The organism is Methylopila turkensis, from assembly GCF_027922325.1.
In the GTDB taxonomy this organism is placed as follows: domain Bacteria; phylum Pseudomonadota; class Alphaproteobacteria; order Rhizobiales; family Methylopilaceae; genus Methylopila; species Methylopila turkensis.
The window spans coordinates 510,920-528,145 of the sequence record NZ_BSFL01000001.1 but is presented as its reverse complement, the minus strand read 5'-3'; the positions used below and the strand labels follow the sequence as shown (position 1 = coordinate 528,145).

Sequence of the window (17,226 nt, the reverse complement as noted above, 5' to 3'; positions counted from 1 at the left end):
TGGCCGGGACTTAGGCCTCGACGAACTTGAGGCCAGCGTCGCGTTCTGGCGTAAGACGCAGCGGTTACGTGTCCCGGCTCGAGGCCGGGACACGAGGGCGGAGCAGACGGGCTCCGCAAAAGCCTCAGCGCGGCGCGCCGCCGGGGGCGGGCGCAGGTGCGCCGAGGGCGTCGCCGGCCGCGTCCGGCGCCGGCGGCTTGCGGATGTTGGCGTCGGCGAGGCCGGCGGGCTTTCCGACCGCGACCACCAGCAGCTTGCCGCCGTCGAACAGCTTGGCGGCCGCGGCCCTGACCTCTTCTGGCGTCACCGCCTCGACCATCGCGTTGCGGCGGTCGATGTAGTCGATGCCGAGATCGTCGAGCTGGAGCTGCACGAGCTGGTTCGCGATCTTCGCCGAGGTGTCGAAGCGCAGCGCGAAGGAGCCGATGAGGTAGCGCTTGGCGCTGGCGAGCTCCTCCGCCGTCGGGCCGTCCTTCGCCATGCGGGCGATCTCAGCGCGGATCAGGTCGACCGACTGGCCGGCGCGGTCGTTGCGGGTCGCGACGCCGCCGAGCAGCAGGCCGCCGTGGTCGAACGGCTGCAGATAGCTGTAGACGGAGTAGGCGAGGCCGCGCTTCTCACGCACCTCGTTGAACAGGCGCGACGAGAACGTGCCGCCGCCGAGGATGTGGTTCGCCACATAGGCGGGGATGAAGTCGTCGTCGTTCCGGAGCGGACCGGGGCGCCCGAAGATGATCGAGCTCTGCGGCACGTCGAGCTCCAACACCTCGGTGCGGCCGGCGCCCTGGGGCGTCACGGTCGGCACGGGGGTGAGCTCGGCCTTGGCCGGAAGGCCGCTCAGCGCGCCGTCGACGAGGCCCTTCAGCCGCTCGGCGTCGATCGCGCCGACGACGCCGATCACCACGTTGTCGCGGGCGATCTGGCGCTTGTGGAACGCCACGAGGTCGTCGCGGGTCAGGCTCGCGAGGCTCGCCAGCGTGCCGCGGGTGGGCCGGCTGTAGGGATGGCCCGGAAACGCCGTGGCGAAGAAAGTGCGTCCGGCGAGATCGTCCGGATCGAGCGCGTTGCGGCGGATCTGGGCGGACACCTGGCCGCGCATGCGGTCGAGCGCGTCCTGGTCGAAGCGCGGCTTCGACAGCGCGAGGCCGAGCAGGCGGAACGCCTCGTCGACCGTCTCCGGCAGCGCGCGCAGGCTCGCGGTCACGCCGTCGCGGCTGGAGGAGAACGACAGCTCGATCGCCTTGTCCTCGAGCGTCTGCTGGAACGCCTCGGCCGACATGTCGCCGGCGCCCTCGTCGAACAGCGTCGCCATCAGGCCGGCGAGGCCTTCCTTGCCGTCCGGGTCCTGCGCGGCGCCGCTGCGGAAGGCGATCTCGACCGCGATCACCGGCACGGCGGTCTCCTCGACCAGCCAGGCCTCGGTCCCGCCGGGCGTCTTCACCCGCTGGATATCGGTGGCGCGGGCGGAGGCGGTCGCGGCGAGGCTGGCGGAGGTGATCATGATGGCGGCGAACAGTCCTTTCAGGGCGCGGGAGACCAGGGGCGACGCGGCGCGCGCCGTCACGGGCGCGCCTCGGCGGCGGGACGGGCGGCCGGCGCCTTGGCGCCGACCAGCTCGCCGGTGACGCTGCGGCGCGGATCGAGCACGGCGCGCACAGCCGCGCGCACCTCCTCAGCGGTCACGGCGCGGATCTTGGCCGGCCAGTTCTGCACGTCGGCGACCGTGCCGCCGGTCGCGAGCGAGGCGCCGTAAATCCGGGCGAGCGTCGCCTGGCTGTCCTGCGCGTAGATGGTGTCGGCGACGAGCCGGGTCTTGGCGCGCTCCAGCTCCCCGTCCGTCGGGCCTTCCTCGAGGAAGCGCGCGATGGTCTCGTCGAGCGCGGCCTCGACCTCGCGCAGCGTCGCCGCGCCGCGGGGGCTGCCGTAGATCGCGAAGCGACCGTCGTCGAGCGCGTCGCCCTGGTACCAGGCGCCGGCGCTGGCGGCGACGCCCTTCTCGACCACGAGCGAGCGGTAGACGCGGCTCGTGACGCCGCCGCCAAGGATCTGGGCCGCGAGATCGAGCGCGTAGGCCTCGTCGCCGGCCGCGGTCTCGTAGGACGGGGCCAGGAACTGCTTGGAGATCGACGGCTGCGTCACCCGCGGGTCGGACAGCGAGACGCGGCGCGCGGCGCGCGGCTCCGGCTCGGTCGGGCGCAGGCGCGGGCCGGGATCGGCGCGGCGCTCCACCTTGCCGTAGGTGTCGGCGGCGAGCTTCTTGACCTCGTCGGCGTCGACGTCGCCGGCGATCACGAGGATCGCGTTGTTCGGGGTATAGAAGCGCTTGTAGAAGGCGAGGGCGTCCTCGCGCGACAGTTTCTCGATCTCATGCTGCCAGCCGATGATCGGCGTGCCGTAGGGGTGGTTCACGAACAGCGTCGCGGCCACCGCCTCGGAAAGCTGCGAGGACGGATCGCCGTCGACGCGCGAGCGGCGCTCCTCCAGCACCACGTCGCGCTCGGGGTTCACCACCTCGTCGGTCAGCACGAGGCCGGTCATCCGGTCGGCCTCGAAGGCCATCACCGTCGCGAGATGCTCCTTGGCGACCCGCTGGAAATAGGAGGTGTAGTCGAAGGAGGTGAAGGCGTTCTCCTGCCCGCCGAGCTCGGCGACCTGCTTCGAGAACGCGCCGGCCGGGTTCTTGGCGGTGCCCTTGAACATCAGGTGTTCGAGGAAGTGGGCGATGCCGGAGACGCCGCGCGGCTCGTCGGCCGAGCCGACCTTGTACCAGACCATGTGCGTCACGACCGGGGCGCGCCGGTCGGGGATGACCACCACCTCAAGCCCGTTGTCCAGCGTGAAGGTGGAGACCTGGGGGCCCGCCGCTCGGGCGGGCTCGGCCTCGGTCGCGGACGGCGAGAGGCCGGCGAGGGAGCCTGCGAGCGTGACGGCGGCCATGGTTCTGGCGAAACCTCCGGTGAGACGTTTGAGCATCGATCCTGCAGCCATCGCGTTGACGTTGTCGAGCGAAGCCCGCGGACGTAGGTCAGACCGCAGGGCGGCCGGGCGACCGCCCGGCGCAGCGCCCAACATATAGGCGCGGGCGTTCCGGCGCGCGAGCGGCGACGCGCCTCACATCGGCTCGCGGCGGATTAAGTTTGCGTCATCCTTCGCGGAGCGCGCGCCGGCCAAGGTGCGCGACCGTCCCGCCGCGCCGGAGGCGCGACGTCGGCGAACCCATCAGCGGCGCCGGAGGCCGCTCAGTTCGAGAACGGATTGAGCTTCTGGTACCAGGCCTTGTCCTGCGCCGCGGCGGTCTGCGGGCCGGAATAGGGCGCGGTCTGCGCCGGCTGGAGATAGCCGGTCGGCGGGTCGGTCAGGCGCTTGCGCTCGCCGACCGGGGCGACCGGAGGCGGAAGGGGCTCCGAGGCCGACGCGGTCGACCTGCGACCGCTCACCTCGCTCGGCGACAGCCGCGTAATCTCATTGTCGGCGTGGGTCGGGGCGTAGCCGCCCGTGTCGCGTCGGGTCACGGCCCGGCGGCTCTTGAGCTCGCTCGGCGACAGCCGCGAGATCTCGTTGTCGCCCTGCGTCGGGGTGTAGCCGCCGACGCCCGGATCGGTCGCGACGCGCCGGCTCTTGAGCTCGCTCGGATCGAGGCGGGATTCGCGGTCGCCCATGCGGTAGCTGCGCTGCTCGGTGCGCGGCAGGTCGGCTTCGGCGCGCTGGCGCGCCCGGCGCTCGACGTCCGGATCGGACGGCCACTGGCCGGTGGCCTGGCCCACGGCGCCCTTGGCCTGCGGGGCCGGAAGCTGGTTCACCGACGACGGCGGCACCAGCGCCGGCCGCTCGCGATACTCGATCTCGGGCTTTTCCTTGTCGCCCATGCCGAAGGCGTCGAACAGATCGGTGATCGGGTTCGAGCCCATGTCCTGCGCGTGCGCGGGGTGGGCGACGGCCAGTCCGGCGGCGGCGATGGCCGCGGCGGCGAGGCGGACGGTGACGTGGCGCATGGTCAACTGGTCCTTCAGGCGATGGCCTCGAAGCGCCAGGCCTGACGACCGCGCGCTCTACGAAGATACCCCCGCGGCGCTCTTCGGGCCGCGGAGCGCACCATACAGAAGCAGCCCGACCCCCGCAACGATGGCGGCGTCGGCTAGGTTGAACACGTACCAGGTCGCGTCGCCCCAGTGCAGCAGCGCGTAATCGACCACGGCGCCGTAGGCGATCCGGTCGATTCCGTTGCCGATCGCGCCGCCGAGGATGAGCGCGAGGCCGAGCGCGGAGAACGCGTCCTTCTCGCGCGCGATCCAAATCGTGATCGCGATCGAGGCGACCACATGGAGCGCGACCAGCGCCCAGCGGCCGAACTCGCTGTCCTGCTGCAGCAGGCCGTAGGAGACGCCGGTGTTCCAGACCAGCACGAGGTCGAACATCGGAGCGACCGCGACCCGGCCCTTCTCCGCGAGGTCGAACACGAACAGCGCCCAGAGCTTCAGCGCCTGGTCGAGCGCGAGCACGACGAGCGCGAGCGCATAGGCGCGGCGGGCGGGCGGCACGAGCGTCATGGGCGGACCGTCCGCAGAACGCTGGCTTTGCTTATCCCGGCCTTGGGCCGGGACCCAGACACGCCAAGCGTCTGGAAAGAGCGCGACCGCCGCCTAGGCTTGTCCTGCACCGTCGGCGCATATGGGTCCCGGCTCGAGGCCGGGACAAGAGCCGGGTCGCTCACGCCGCCTTCTCCCGCGCGGCGTCCCATTCGCGCAGCGCCTGGGCGTCGCGCGGTGTGACGTCGGGATAGTCCGGGTCGGCGCCGACGTCGGGCGTCACCTTCCACGAGCGGGCGCATTTCCGGCCCTCGGCGCGCGCGAACGCCACCGCGACGCCGGCGACGTCGGGCAGGCGGAAGGCGTCGGCCGGCGCTTCGTCGGCGACCACCGTGATCGCGCTGGTGATCGCGACCTCGGCGAGGTCGACCCGCTTCAGCGCCTCAGCCAACTCCGGATCGGTCACGTGGACGACCGGCGCGGCCTCGAGCGACGAGCCGATGCGCTTCGCGGCGCGCTCGATCTCCAGCGCGCCGGTGACGACGCGGCGGACCCGGCGCACCTTCTCCCACTTCTCCGCCAGCGCCTCGTCGCGCCAGTCGGGATCGGCGAGGGCGTAGAGCTCGAGATGGACCGAGCCGTCCTCGCCGGGGAAGCGCGACAGCCAGGTCTCCTCCGCCGTGAACGGCAGCAGCGGCGCGAGCCGCGTGACCAGCGTGCGGAACACACGGTCGATCACGGTGAGCGCGGCGCGCCGCGTCACCGAGGAGGCCGGGTCGCAGTAGAGCGCGTCCTTGCGGACGTCGAAGTAGAACGCCGAGAGGTCGTTCGTCAGGAAGGTGAACAGGCTCGCGAAGCCGCGCTTGAAGTCGAAGGCCTCATAGGCCGCCTCGACCTCCAGATCGACCTCCGCCAGCCGGTGCAGCACGTAGCGCTCCAGCTCCGGCATGGCGGCGTGCTCGACGACGTCGCCGTCGTGGAAATGCGCCAGCGCCCCGAGCATCCAGCGCAGCGTGTTGCGCAGCTTGCGGTAGGCGTCGGTCGCGGTCTTCAGGATTTCCTGGCCGATGCGCAGGTCGTCGGCGTAGTCCGACTGCACGACCCAGAGGCGCAGGATGTCGGCGCCGGACTGCTCGATGATCTTCTGTGGGGCGACGATGTTGCCGAGCGACTTCGACATCTTGCGGCCCTGCTCGTCGAGCACGAAGCCATGCGTCAGCAGCGCGTCGTAGGGCGCGCGGCCGCGCGTGCCGCAGCTTTCGAGCAGCGAGGAGTGGAACCAGCCGCGGTGCTGGTCGGAGCCCTCGAGATAGAGCACCTGGTCCTCACCGCCGTCGACGGCGCGCTTCGGCGAGAGGTCTGGGCGGCGGTCCAGCACATAGGCGTGGGTGGAGCCGGAATCGAACCAGACATCGAGGATGTCCGGCACCTTGTCGTAGTCGGACAGGGCGTAATCGTTGCCGAGGAAGCGCGAGCCGTCGTCGGCGAACCAGGCGTCGGCGCCTTCCGCCTCGAACGCCTCGGCGATGCGGGCGTCGACGCGCGGGTCCTGCAGGATCTCGCCGGTCTCCTTGTGCGTGAACACGGTGATCGGCACGCCCCAGGCGCGCTGGCGCGAGACCACCCAGTCCGGCCGGCCCTCGATCATCCCGCGGAGGCGGTTCTTTCCCTGCGGCGGGTAGAAGGCGGTCGCCTCGATCGCCGCGAGCGCGCGCGAACGCAGCGTGTCCGCGGGGCCGGCGATGTCGCGGTCCATGTGGATGAACCACTGCGGCGTGTTGCGGAAGATCACCGGCTTCTTGGAACGCCAGGAATGCGGGTACTGGTGCCGCAGCTTTCCGCGCGCGACCAGACGGCCGGCCGCGACCAGCGCGTCGATGACCGCCTGGTTGGCGTCGCCCTTGTCGCCCTTGTGGGTGATGACCGAGCGGCCGGTGAAGCCCGGCGCGTCCTTGGTGAGGAAACCCTCGGCGTCGACCGTGTAGGGGATCTTCGAGCTGATCCCGCGCTTCTCCAGATCGAAGCGGTGGTCCATCCAGAGCTCGAAGTCCTCGCGACCGTGGCCGGGCGCGGTGTGCACGAAGCCCGTGCCGGCGTCGTCGGTGACATGGTCGCCGGGGAGCAGCGGCACGGCGAAGTCGTAGCCGAGATCGCGAAGCGGATGGTGCGCCTCGACGTCGCCCAGATCCTCCGCCGTCACATTATGAAGCTTCTTAAAGCCGGTGACCTTCGCGGCCTTGAACACGCCTTCCGCGAGCGCGTCCGCCAGCAGATAGCGCGCGCCGACCTTCGCCCAGTTATCCTCGGGGGCCTCGGTCACCTCATAGAGGCCGTAAGCGATCTTCTGGGAGTAGGCGACGGCGCGGTTACCGGGCAGCGTCCACGGCGTGGTCGTCCAGATGACGACGGAGGTGCCAGCGAGCGTCATCCCGGCCGAAGCCGACGGCGCAGAGCCGGGATCGTTCTCAGAAAGAAGCGCTTCATCCTGCACGCGGTCCCGGCTCTCCGCTTCGCGGCGGCCGGGATGACGGTCGAGGAGCGGAAACGCCACGAACACCGTGTCGCTGGTGAACTCCTGGTACTCGATCTCGGCCTCGGCGAGCGCGGTCTTCTCCACCACCGACCACATCACCGGCTTGGAGCCGCGGTAGAGCTGGCCGGTCTTCGCGAAGGTCATGATCTCGCGGGCGATCTGCGCCTCGGCCGAGAACTTCATGGTGGTGTAGGGGTCGTTCCAGTCGCCGGTGACGCCGAGGCGCTGGAACTCCGCGGACTGGATCCCGATCCAGTTCTGCGCGTACTCCCGGCACTCCTTGCGGAACTCGATGACCGGCACCTCGTCCTTGTTCAGGCCCTTGGCGCGGTAGCCCTCCTCGACCTTCCACTCGATCGGCAGGCCGTGGCAGTCCCAGCCCGGCACGTAGTTCGAATCGAAGCCCGCCATCTGGCGGGTGCGCACCACCACGTCCTTCAGGATCTTGTTGAGGGCGTGGCCGATGTGCAGGTGGCCGTTGGCGTAGGGCGGCCCGTCGTGGAGGACGTACTTCCTCCGCCCCGCGCTCGACGCGCGCAGCTTTTCGTAAAGCCCGATCCGCTCCCAGCGCTTCAGCAGCTCCGGCTCCTTCTGGGGAAGGCCGGCGCGCATGGGGAAGTCGGTCTGAGGCAGGAACAGGGTTTCGGAGTAGTCGCGGGCGTCGGTGGGCTTGGCGTCGGCGGGCATGGGGCGCGTCCGGATATCTCGATCGAGGCGTCGGTCAGGCGGCGTGTCGTCTCCCGGCCTGTCGCCCGGACCGCGCGGAGAACCCGCGGCTCAGGCTCGGGCCGGGCCGATAATTCGGAAGATCGCGGACGGACGCAGGCGCATGGGCCGAAGCTCGGAAATGACGTTGCGCGCCTTGTAGCAGGGTCGGGCTTGCTGACAAGTGAAGGGGCGCGGAAGGCGCCAGCGATCCCTCCCCTGGGACAGGGGAGGGTGGCCTCGCGTCAGCGAGGTCGGGTGGGGTGCGGCGCCGGACGAGGCGCTTCGCCAGGTCCTGTTCCGATCGTCGCGGTCAAAAGGAACGACGTCGCAAGGGCGATGTCGGCGGCCCCACCCGACCCTTCGCTCCGCGAAGGGCCACCCTCCCCAAGCGTCGCTTGAGGAGGGATCACACCAGCGCGCTCGGCGCGAGCGGATCTTCCGGTTGCGCGAGCAGGCGCCGCGCCTCGGCCTTGTCGCGCTCCATCTGTTCGATCAGCGCGTCGACGCTCTCGAACTTCGCCTCCGCCCGCTGCCAGGCGACGAGCTCCACGCGCAGGCGCTTGCCATAGAGGTCGCCGGAGAAGTCGAGCAGGAACACCTCGAGCCGCGGCGCTCCGTCGTCGAACTGCGGGCGGCGGCCGAAGCTCGCGACGCCGTCGACGATCCGGCCGTCGACCAGCGCGCGCACGGCGTAGATGCCGTGCGCGAGCCGCGTCTCCGGCGGCAGGATCAGGTTCGCGGTCGGGAAGCCAAGCTCGCGGCCGCGCTTGTCGCCGTGGACCACCTCGGCCTCGACGATCCAGCGGCGGCCGAGCAGGCGGTTGGCGGCGGTCAGGTCGCCGGCCGCCAGCAGGTCGCGGATCGCGCTGGAGGAGACCGGCGTCAGGCCGCCATGAGGCGGCACGATCTCGACGAACATGCCGTGCCGGGGCCCCGCTTCCGCGAGGAAGGCTGGCGAGCCCAGCCGGCCGCGGCCGAAATGGAAATCCCAGCCGACCACCACGGTGTGGGCGCCGAGCCGGCGCGCCAGCACGTCGGCGACGAAGTCCTCGGCCTCGATGCGCGACAGCGCCTCGTCGAAGTTCAGCGTCACGGTCGCGTCGGCGCCGGCGCGGGCGAGCTGGCGCGCCTTCTCATGGGCGTCGGTCAGCCGGAACAGCGGCCGGTCCGGCTGGAAGAAGGTGCGCGGATGCGGCTCGAAGGTCAGCGCCACCACGGGGCGGCGCGCGGCGTGGGCGTTCTCCGCAGCCTGCGCGATGACGGCGGCGTGGCCGCGGTGCACGCCGTCGAAATTGCCGACGACCACATGGCCGTCGCGGAAGCGCTCGGGCAGCGTGGCGGGATCGATCAGCGGCGCATGTTCGGGCTGAGCGGCCATCGCCCTCGGGGATGCTCTTCGGCCGCGCGGGGAAGGAGGTTTCGCGGGCCGGGGAGGGATGGCGCGCGGCGGCGCGGGCGTCAAGGCGCCCAAGGGCGCCCGCGCGGGCTTGACGTTTGGCGCGCCATGCCGCGTCGTCGGTCGCGACCATGACCGACACCGCATCGCCCTCCGGCGCCGTCGCCGACGCGCAGCCCCGCAACTGGGTGGACAGGCGCGCGCCGGCCTCGTGGCGCCCGTTCCTGAGGCTCGCCCGCGCCGACCGCCCGATCGGGGCCTGGCTGCTGTTCTGGCCCTGCGCTTGGTCGGTCGGCCTCGCGGCGGTCGCCGGCGGCGCCGCGCCGGACCTTTGGACGCTCGCCCTGTTCGCGGTCGGCGCGGTCGCCATGCGCGGAGCCGGCTGCACCTACAACGACCTCGTCGACCGCGACATCGACGCCAAGGTCGCCCGTACCCGCTCGCGGCCGCTGCCGTCCGGGCAAGTCACGGCGAAGGGCGCCGCTGTGTTTCTGGCGGCGCAGCTTCTGGTTGGCCTCGCGGTGCTGCTGTCGCTGCCCTGGTTCGCCGTGCTCGTCGGCGCCTGCTCCGTGCTGCCGGTCGCGCTCTACCCCTTCATGAAGCGGGTCACCTGGTGGCCGCAGGCCATGCTCGGCGTCTGCTTCGGCTGGGGCGCGCTGATGGGCTGGGCGGTCGCCTTCGGCCGGCTCGACGCCGCGCCGCTGTTGCTGCACGCCGCGGCGTTCCTGTGGATCATCGGCTACGACACGATCTACGCCCACCAGGACAAGGAGGACGACGCCCTCGTCGGCGTCGGCTCCACGGCCCTGCTGTTCGGCGAGCGCACCCGGCCAATCGTGGGGGGCCTCTACGCCGGAGCGGCCGCACTGCTGGCGCTCGCGGTCTTCGCCGCGGGCGGCGGCGCGGCGGCTTATGCCGGGGTCGCGGCCTTCGCGGCGCATGGCGCATGGCAGGTCATGCGGCTCGACATCGCCGACGCCGCGCTCTGCCTGCGCCTGTTCAAGTCGAACCGCGAGGCCGGCGCGCTCGTCTTCGCCGGCTTCGCGCTCGACGCCCTTCTGCGGATGTGAGGCCCCAATGAGCGACGGTCCCAAAGACCCTGTCAGCCCGCCGCACCGGCGCTTCATGCTGCGTCAGGCCGGGCTCCGGCTGTGGCTCGCCGTCGGCGTGGTCGTCGCGGCGATCCTGCTGCTGATCTACGGCTGACGTTTCCTCCCGCGAAATTCGTATTCCTCTTGAGCAGAATTGGCACGCTTAATGCTTGAACCCCGTCGAAGCCGCCGCCCTCGCGAGGCGGCCGGTCGACGACGAACAAGGGGGTTCGCATGGATAACGCGGCGTTGCTGGCGAAGATCGAGGCCTTGGAGGCCGCGGTCGCGCTGACGAAGACGATCAACGCGGAAGTGTTCTACTGGTGGTGCACCGCCTTGATGGTGGCCATCCACGCCGGGTTCCTTGCCTACGAGATGGGCGCCTCGCGCGCCAAGAACGCGCTGGCTTCCGGCCTCAAGAACCTGCTCGCCTTCGCGTTCCTGGTGCCGACGTTCTACTTCTTCGGGTGGTGGATCTATCTGGCGTTCCCGACCGGCTTCACCGTGTCCGACGCCGCGGCGGCCGGCCTGCCCTGGAGCGAGTCCATGGGCCCCAACCTGGGCGACAACGCCTCGGGCATCTTCTGGGCGGCGTTCACGCTGTTCGCGGCGACGACCGCCTCGATCATGTCGGGCGCCGTCATCGAGCGCATCCGCATGTCGGCCTTCACGATCCTCGCCATTCTGCTGGGCGGCTTCGTCTGGATCCTGGGCGCCTCCTGGGGATGGCACCCGAACGGCTGGCTGACGTCGCAGTGGGGGCTGCATGACGTGGGCGCCGCCGGCTGCGTCCACACGATCGCCGGCTTCTTCACCCTCGGCGTGCTGATCAATCTCGGGCCGCGCATCGGCCGCTTCACCTCGGATGGCAAGGTGGTCCACATCGCGGGCCACAACATGCCGATGTCGCTCATCGGCCTGATGCTGATCGTGATGGGCTTCTTCGGCTTCCTCGGCGGCTGCATCATCTACAACGGCGGCACGTGGATGACGATCTACAACACGCCGGCCACGCTCTCCGCCTTCGCCTTCAACACGCTGATGGGCGTGGCCGGCGGCATGATCGGCGCCTATGTCGTCACCCGCGATCCGTTCTGGATGATGTCCGGCGCCCTGATCGGCGTCATCTCGTCGGCGCCCGGCCTCGACGTCTACCACCCGGCGCTGGCCTTCCTGATCAGCTTCGTGGGCGGCCTCGCGATCCCGAAGATCGCGGACTTCATCCTCGAGCGTCTGAAGATCGACGACGCGGTCGGCGCCGTCGCCGTCCACGGCTTCGGCGGCGTGTGGGGCCTCGTGGCCGCGGGCATCTTCGCCGCCGGCTACCCGAACGTGGAGGGACCGGCGGTCTCCTTCCTCGGCCAGTTCATGAGCATGCTCGTGTTCGTGGTCCTCGGCTTCGTGCCGGGCTACCTCGCCTCTTACGCGCTGAAGGCTCTTGGCGTGCTGCGCGTCGCGCCCGCCGCCGAGATCGCCGGCCTCGACATCGCCGAGGTTCCGGTCAAGGCCTATCCGGAAGCGACCATTCCCGCCTACGGGACCTCGGTCATGAGCCCGGCCGAGTGAGCCTCAAGCGATCCTGGCGGCCGGCCTCTCGGCCGGCCGCCCCTGCAACCCGTCAGGCGCCGCGGCGCCGCTGGAGATGATCCGATGAATTCCGCACCGATCACCGCCTGGGAAGGCGCCAAGGCCTACTTCACCTTCGCCGACCGGCCCGGCGTGCTGATGTTCTTCTGCGCCGTCGCCATCGTCGCCTGCGCCGCCTCGATCGCCTCGATGATGCGGCACGAGACCTCGTGCTCGAAGAAGCTCGGCTGAGCCTCCATCGGTTCGGGTGTCCCAACGAACGAGGCCGCGCCCGGCGACGGGCGCGGCCTCGTTCTGTCGGGGGAGCCCGGCTGAAGGCGCGGGCCGAACGGCTGTCAGTTCCGCGCGATGATTTCGCGCTCGCTGCGATGGACGGGCGCCTCTCCAGAGAGCGCGCCCGTGCGCCGCTTCGCGAGGAAGCGCGGCCGCCGGCCCGCAAGCAGGCTGTGGCGACGGCGCGGGCGCGGGCGGCGAACCTCGACCAGACCGAGCATGGCTGACGGCGTCGAGCGGCGGCCGTCGAGCTCCTCCACCAGCAGCGGCAGCTTCAGCGCGCGGCCCCAGCTCTTCCATTCGGCGAGGCCGTCGCCGTCCGGCGCGCTTTCGTGCAGCGGCACGTCGAGCGCGCGGTCGCGATGGGCCAACACCACCTCGACCCGGTCGCATTCCGGCTTCTCGCCGGGCGCCACCCTGACGGCGACGCCGGAGAAGGCGTTGAGAGGCACCGCGATCCGCATCGACATGCTACGCACCTTCCTGTCCACCACCACGCGCTCCGCATCGAGCGTCACGCGCCGCTCGCCGCCGTCCGCCGCGGCGTCGGGCGCCGCGAAGCGGATCGGCAACGCGAAGGGATCGAGCCGGCTGGCCGACCCCGTTCCGGCGCACGCCTGCGCGCCGGTTTCGGTTTGACGTCCCACTGTCCAGTCTCCCTGAAGGCCCCGTTGTTCGGGCTCTTCGCTGTAAGCCGGACAATGCCTCACGCCTTCGCCGCGTCGGCTTAACGAGGCTGGTGAATCCTTTCTTGTCCGGGCGTTCTGCTCGGTTTGTCTGCCGCTATGCTGAAGAGGTGCTTTCGGCGCAGGGTAAGCTTTGAGTGAACCGCTTCACCCGCGCGCGGGCCTGTGCGACAACGCCGGCGCCGTGGCGCGCTTGCGGATCGGCCTTGTTCCCGACACTTTGCGGGTGCGGTCATCGCCCTCGCCGCACCGTTCCCACCAGCACACAGGATGTCCCGCGCCCGTGACCTCGATCGACGCCGAGCTCGACCTCGTTCCCCTCGCAGACCGCCTCGCCGAGGTCGTCGGCGAAGCCGGGGCGATCGCCGCGCGTCTGTTCAAGGGCGGCGGCGCCGAGCGCTGGAGCAAGGCCGACGACAGCCCCGTGACCGAGGCCGACATCGCCGTCGACCGCTACCTCGCCGAGCGCCTGCCGCCGCTCGCGCCAGGGTCCGGCTGGCTGTCGGAGGAGACCGCGGACACGCCCGAGCGGCTCGACCGGCGCCGGGTCTGGATCGTCGACCCGATCGACGGCACCCGCGCCTTCGTCGACGGCGTGCCGGAATGGGTGGTCTCGGTCGCGCTGGTCGAGGACGGGCGCCCGATCGCCGGCATCGTCCACAACCCCGTGCGCGGCGTGACCCACGCCGCGGTGCGCGGCGGCGGGGCGACCCTCAACGGCCGGCCGCTGACGGTGAGCGACTCCCACGATCTCGAAGGCGCCCGGGTCGGCGGCACGCGCTCGCTGATCTCCCCGCTGAAGACGCACGGCGTGGTCGAGGGCGCCTGGATCTACGCGCTCGCGAACCGGCTCGTGAAGGTGGCGGACGGCACGTTGGAGGCCGCGCTCGCGCGGCCCGCGGCGCACGACTGGGACATCGCGGCCGCCCATCTCATTCTCGAGGAGGCCGGCGCCGTGCTGACCGATTTCGACGGCGCGGCCCCCACGTACAACCGCAGGAGCACGCGGCAGGGCGCGCTGGTCGCCGCCGCGCCGCACCGTCATGCGGCGCTGCTCGCCGCCATTTCCGCCGAACCCGAACTGGTCGCCGCCGCGAAGGACAAGACCCGATGACCGAAGTGAAGCCCAAGCAGCTCCTGCATCTCGTTTTCGGCGGCGAACTGGAGGACGTCTCGGGGGTCTCGTTCCGCGACCTGTCGGAGCTCGACGTCGTCGGCGTCTTCCCGGACTACGAGAGCGCGCGCGCGGCCTGGAAGGCGAAAGCGCAGGCGACCGTCGACAACGCCCACATGCGCTACTTTGTCGTGCATCTGCACAGGCTGCTGGAGCCGGACGCCTCGGCCGCGCGCTGAGGGTCGTCCGGCCTGCCGCCATGCTGAAGCGACTCGGCCGGTCCGCGGTGGTCCAGGAAGCCGCCGGCAGCCTGCTCGCGGGATACATCCGGCTGGTGCGCGCGACCAACCGCTGGACGTTCGACCCGCCGGACCTGCACGACCGCCTCGTCCCCGAACTGCCCGTCATCGTCGCGCTCTGGCATGGCCAGCATCTGATGGTGCCGGCCATGAAGCGCGGCGACATGCCGGCGCGCACGCTCGCCTCACGCCACGCGGACGGCGGCGTCAACGCGATCGCCTGCGCCCGGTTCGGCATCGGCGCGGTGCGCGGCTCCGGCGGTTCGGCGCGCAAGTCGGCCCGCCGCGGCGGCGCGCAGGCGCTCCGCGCCATGCTCGACGTGCTGGCGAAGGGCGAGAGCATGGTGTTCACCGCCGACGTGCCGAAGGTCTCGGGCCGGGCCGGCGAGGGCGTCGCTCTGCTCGCCAAGCTGTCGGGGCGCCCGGTGTTCCCGTTCGCGGTCGCGACCAGCCGGATCAAGACGCTCGACACCTGGGATCACGCGGCGATCAACTTGCCGTTCGGACGCGGCGCGGCCGTGCTGGGAGACCCGGTCAGGGTCGAGCGGGACGCCGGTCCGGAGGCGCTCGAACGGGCCCGCCTCGCCATCGAGGCGGGGCTCGACGCGGCCCATGAGCGCGCCTACCTTGCGGTGGGGATGCAATGGACAAGACGCGGCGCGAGCCGCGCCGCAGCCGAGGCGTCTCCGCATGCCTGACGACTTCCGCCGTACGGCGCGCGCGACCGCGCCCCTGACGCTGTACCGGCAGAGCCTCGCCGCCTTCCGTCCGTTCGCGGGGGCGCTGCTGCGCCGGCGGGCCGGCCGCGGCAAGGAGAATCCGGAACGCATCGCCGAGCGCCGCGGCGTCGCCGGCATGGCGCGCCCGGACGGCCCGCTGGTGTGGCTGCACGGCGCGAGCGTCGGCGAGTTCAACGCGCTGGCGCCCCTGGTCGAGCGCCTCGTGGCGCGCGGCTTCTGGGCGCTGGTGACGACCGGCACCGTCACGTCGGCGGCGGTCGCCGCGCAGCGCCTGCCGGAGGGCGCCATCCACCAGTTCGTGCCGCTCGACGTCCCCGCTTACGTGGAGCGGTTCCTCGCCCACTGGCGCCCGGACCTCGCGCTCATCGCCGAAAGCGAGATCTGGCCCAACCTGCTGCGGCGGGCGCGGGCGCTCGGGGCGCCGCTGGTGCTGGTCAACGGCCGCATGTCCGAGCGCTCCTTCTCGCGCTGGCGGCGCGCCCGCCGCACGATCAGCGCGTTGATCGACCATTTCGACCTCTGCCTCGTGCAGTCGCAGGGCGACGCGTCGCGTTTCGTCGATCTCGGCGCGCGCCGGGTGGAGAACGTCGGCAACCTCAAGTTCGACGCCGCCCCACCCGCCGCGGACTCCTCGGCGCTCGCGGCGCTGCGCGCGATGACGCGGGGGCGGCCGGTGTTCGTGGCGGCCAGCACCCATCCCGGCGAAGACGCCGCCGTCGCCCGCGCCCATGTGGTGGCGCGCGCGCATGCGCCGGACCTCATCACCATCATCGCGCCGCGCCACCCGGGCGCCGGCGCCGCCGCGGCCGAAGCGGCGAGCCTGCACGGCCTCGCGGCCGTCCGCCGCTCCGAAGGCGCCGAGCCCGGCCGTGACGTCGAGTTCTACGTCGCCGACACGATCGGCGAACTCGGCCTGTTCTACCGCCTCGCCGACGTGGTGTTCGTCGGCGGCTCGCTGGTCCGCCACGGCGGCCAGAACCCGATCGAACCCGCCAAGCTCGGCGCGCCGGTGGTGCACGGGCCGCATGTGGCGAACTTCGCCGAGGTCTATGACATGCTCGACCGCAGCGGCGGCGCCGTCCGCGTGGTCGATCCGGACGCGCTCGGGGCGGCGGCGGCGCGCATCGTGCTCGACGGCGGAGCGCGCGGCGCGATGGTCGCGGCCGCGACGACCGCGTGCCAGCGGCTCGGCGGCGCCGTGGACCGCACGCTCGGCGCGATCGAGCCCTATCTGATGCAGGTCCGGCTCGGCGTCGCCTGATGCGGACGCCGGCCTTCTGGCGGCGGGAGCGAAGCCTCGCCGCCATGCTGCTCGGGCCGATCGGGCGCCGCGTCGGGGCCATCACCGCGGCGCGGATGGCCGAGCCGGGAGCGACCGTCGGCGCGCCCGTGCTCTGCGTCGGCAATCTGGTCGCGGGCGGCGCCGGCAAGACCCCGACCGCGATCTGGCTCGCCGGCCGTCTCGCCGCTGAGGGCAGGCGGTCCGCCATCGTCTCGCGCGGCTATGGCGGCGGGCTCGCAGGGCCGGTCGCGGTCGATCCCGACGACCACACCGCCGCGGAGGTCGGCGACGAGCCGCTGCTGCTGGCTCGGACGGCGCCGACGTTCGTCGCCCGCGACCGCGTGGCCGGAGCGCGGCTCGCCATAGCGCAGGGCGCGGACGTCGTGGTGCTCGACGACGGCTTCCAGAATCCGGCGCTGGCGAAGACGTTCTCGCTGGTCGTGATCGACGGCGGGCAGGGCGTCGGCAACGGGCGCTGCATCCCTGCGGGGCCGCTGCGGGCGCCGTTTGAGGCTCAGCTCGCGCACGCGCATGCGGCGCTGGTGGTCGGCGCAGGCGCGCCCGGCGACGCGCTCGCGGGCCGGATCGCGCAGGCGGGCCTGCCGGTGTTCCGCGGCGCGCTGCGGCCGGCGCCGGAAGCCGCCGCCGCGCTCGCGGGCCGGCGGGTCGTGGCGGTCGCGGGGCTCGGCCGGCCGGCGAAGTTCGTGGAGACGCTTCAAAGCCTCGGCGCGGAGGTTGTGAGGCTGCATGCGCTCGCCGACCACGCAGCGCCGTCGCCGCGCGAGGCGGAGGCCATCCTGGCCGGAGCGCGAGCGGCGGGCGCGGCGATCGCGACCACGGCCAAGGACGCTGTGAAGTGGACCGGCGCGCTGGTGCCGCTCGCCGAGGCCGCGATCGTCGTGCCGGTCGCGCTCGAGGTGGAGGACGCCGAACGTCTGCTCGCTCTCGTCCGCGCCGCGCTCGACGGCGGCTGAGCGGCGGCGGCGCGACG

The 17,226-nt window shown here is 71.9% G+C and carries 16 protein-coding genes; 9 read left to right on the top strand and 7 right to left on the bottom strand.

The annotated features are described in order from the left end of the window. Positions 1–124 precede the first annotated feature (124 nt). The 6 genes from PKE78_RS02450 to PKE78_RS02425 form a co-directional block, all read right to left on the bottom strand. Positions 125–1,564, bottom strand: coding sequence for a M16 family metallopeptidase (locus PKE78_RS02450; RefSeq protein ID WP_271199254.1), 1,440 nt, complete (start codon positions 1,562–1,564; stop codon positions 125–127). Further along, entirely contained in the window at positions 1,561–2,973 is a 1,413-nt protein-coding gene (locus PKE78_RS02445; RefSeq protein WP_271199253.1) for a M16 family metallopeptidase, read from the bottom strand. Before PKE78_RS02445 ends, PKE78_RS02450 begins: the two co-directional genes overlap by 4 nt. Positions 2,974–3,239: 266 nt before the next feature. Next, positions 3,240–3,992 (bottom strand): hypothetical protein, encoded by a 753-nt coding sequence (locus PKE78_RS02440; protein ID WP_271199252.1) that lies wholly within the window; start codon positions 3,990–3,992, stop codon positions 3,240–3,242. 57 nt (positions 3,993–4,049) lie between these two features. Continuing rightward, entirely contained in the window at positions 4,050–4,547 is a 498-nt protein-coding gene (gene lspA, locus PKE78_RS02435) for a signal peptidase II (protein ID WP_271199251.1), read from the bottom strand. 160 nt (positions 4,548–4,707) lie between these two features. Next, a complete protein-coding gene (gene ileS / locus PKE78_RS02430) occupies positions 4,708–7,746 on the bottom strand; it encodes an isoleucine--tRNA ligase (RefSeq protein WP_271199250.1) in 3,039 nt (1,012 codons plus the stop codon). A gap of 427 nt (positions 7,747–8,173) precedes the next feature. Then, positions 8,174–9,145, bottom strand: coding sequence for a bifunctional riboflavin kinase/FAD synthetase (locus PKE78_RS02425; RefSeq protein ID WP_271199249.1), 972 nt, complete (start codon positions 9,143–9,145; stop codon positions 8,174–8,176). 149 nt (positions 9,146–9,294) lie between these two features. Between PKE78_RS02425 and ubiA the strand changes: the two genes are divergently transcribed. The 4 genes from ubiA to PKE78_RS02405 all read left to right on the top strand — a co-directional run bounded on the left by ubiA (position 9,295) and on the right by PKE78_RS02405 (position 12,072). Then, complete coding sequence (ubiA, locus tag PKE78_RS02420; protein ID WP_271199248.1) at positions 9,295–10,233, top strand: 4-hydroxybenzoate octaprenyltransferase; 939 nt, start codon at positions 9,295–9,297, stop codon at positions 10,231–10,233. 7 nt (positions 10,234–10,240) lie between these two features. Then, complete coding sequence (locus PKE78_RS02415) at positions 10,241–10,369, top strand: hypothetical protein (protein ID WP_271199247.1); 129 nt, start codon at positions 10,241–10,243, stop codon at positions 10,367–10,369. A 119-nt stretch (positions 10,370–10,488) separates the two neighbouring features. Further along, positions 10,489–11,820: an ammonium transporter gene (locus PKE78_RS02410; RefSeq protein WP_271199246.1), complete on the top strand. Its 1,332-nt coding sequence runs from the start codon at positions 10,489–10,491 to the stop codon at positions 11,818–11,820. A gap of 84 nt (positions 11,821–11,904) precedes the next feature. Beyond that, positions 11,905–12,072, top strand: a complete 168-nt coding sequence (locus PKE78_RS02405; RefSeq protein ID WP_271199245.1) for a hypothetical protein — start codon at positions 11,905–11,907, stop codon at positions 12,070–12,072. A gap of 104 nt (positions 12,073–12,176) precedes the next feature. On the opposite strand, the gene PKE78_RS02400 is transcribed toward PKE78_RS02405, so the two are convergent. Then, a complete protein-coding gene (locus tag PKE78_RS02400) occupies positions 12,177–12,761 on the bottom strand; it encodes a DUF6101 family protein (RefSeq protein WP_271199244.1) in 585 nt (194 codons plus the stop codon). A 322-nt stretch (positions 12,762–13,083) separates the two neighbouring features. Here PKE78_RS02400 and PKE78_RS02395 point away from each other — a divergent pair, with 322 nt between their 5' ends. From PKE78_RS02395 to lpxK, 5 genes are read left to right on the top strand one after another with little or no spacing between them, the layout of a single operon-like run. Beyond that, positions 13,084–13,914 carry a 3'(2'),5'-bisphosphate nucleotidase CysQ gene (locus PKE78_RS02395; protein ID WP_271199243.1) on the top strand — a complete coding sequence of 277 codons (831 nt, stop codon included), beginning with the start codon at positions 13,084–13,086 and terminating at the stop codon, positions 13,912–13,914. Next, positions 13,911–14,153: a DUF4170 domain-containing protein gene (locus tag PKE78_RS02390; protein ID WP_271199242.1), complete on the top strand. Its 243-nt coding sequence runs from the start codon at positions 13,911–13,913 to the stop codon at positions 14,151–14,153. Before PKE78_RS02395 ends, PKE78_RS02390 begins: the two co-directional genes overlap by 4 nt. A gap of 20 nt (positions 14,154–14,173) precedes the next feature. Continuing rightward, positions 14,174–14,911 (top strand): lysophospholipid acyltransferase family protein, encoded by a 738-nt coding sequence (locus tag PKE78_RS02385; RefSeq protein WP_271199241.1) that lies wholly within the window; start codon positions 14,174–14,176, stop codon positions 14,909–14,911. After that, positions 14,904–16,214 (top strand): 3-deoxy-D-manno-octulosonic acid transferase, encoded by a 1,311-nt coding sequence (locus PKE78_RS02380; protein WP_271199240.1) that lies wholly within the window; start codon positions 14,904–14,906, stop codon positions 16,212–16,214. The genes PKE78_RS02385 and PKE78_RS02380 overlap by 8 nt, the downstream gene beginning before the upstream one ends. Then, positions 16,214–17,209, top strand: coding sequence for a tetraacyldisaccharide 4'-kinase (gene lpxK / locus PKE78_RS02375; RefSeq protein WP_271199239.1), 996 nt, complete (start codon positions 16,214–16,216; stop codon positions 17,207–17,209). Before PKE78_RS02380 ends, lpxK begins: the two co-directional genes overlap by 1 nt. Positions 17,210–17,226 lie beyond the last annotated feature (17 nt).

Coding starts and splice junctions, on each gene's coding strand:
- PKE78_RS02445 (WP_271199253.1), bottom strand. CDS start 2,973: ATGCTCAAACGTCTCACCGGAGGTTTCGCCAGAACCATGGCCGCCGTC.
- PKE78_RS02440 (WP_271199252.1), bottom strand. CDS start 3,992: ATGCGCCACGTCACCGTCCGCCTCGCCGCCGCGGCCATCGCCGCCGCC.
- lspA (WP_271199251.1), bottom strand. CDS start 4,547: ATGACGCTCGTGCCGCCCGCCCGCCGCGCCTATGCGCTCGCGCTCGTC.
- ileS (WP_271199250.1), bottom strand. CDS start 7,746: ATGCCCGCCGACGCCAAGCCCACCGACGCCCGCGACTACTCCGAAACC.
- PKE78_RS02425 (WP_271199249.1), bottom strand. CDS start 9,145: ATGGCCGCTCAGCCCGAACATGCGCCGCTGATCGATCCCGCCACGCTG.
- ubiA (WP_271199248.1), top strand. CDS start 9,295: ATGACCGACACCGCATCGCCCTCCGGCGCCGTCGCCGACGCGCAGCCC.
- PKE78_RS02415 (WP_271199247.1), top strand. CDS start 10,241: ATGAGCGACGGTCCCAAAGACCCTGTCAGCCCGCCGCACCGGCGCTTC.
- PKE78_RS02410 (WP_271199246.1), top strand. CDS start 10,489: ATGGATAACGCGGCGTTGCTGGCGAAGATCGAGGCCTTGGAGGCCGCG.
- PKE78_RS02405 (WP_271199245.1), top strand. CDS start 11,905: ATGAATTCCGCACCGATCACCGCCTGGGAAGGCGCCAAGGCCTACTTC.
- PKE78_RS02390 (WP_271199242.1), top strand. CDS start 13,911: ATGACCGAAGTGAAGCCCAAGCAGCTCCTGCATCTCGTTTTCGGCGGC.
- PKE78_RS02385 (WP_271199241.1), top strand. CDS start 14,174: ATGCTGAAGCGACTCGGCCGGTCCGCGGTGGTCCAGGAAGCCGCCGGC.
- PKE78_RS02380 (WP_271199240.1), top strand. CDS start 14,904: ATGCCTGACGACTTCCGCCGTACGGCGCGCGCGACCGCGCCCCTGACG.
- lpxK (WP_271199239.1), top strand. CDS start 16,214: ATGCGGACGCCGGCCTTCTGGCGGCGGGAGCGAAGCCTCGCCGCCATG.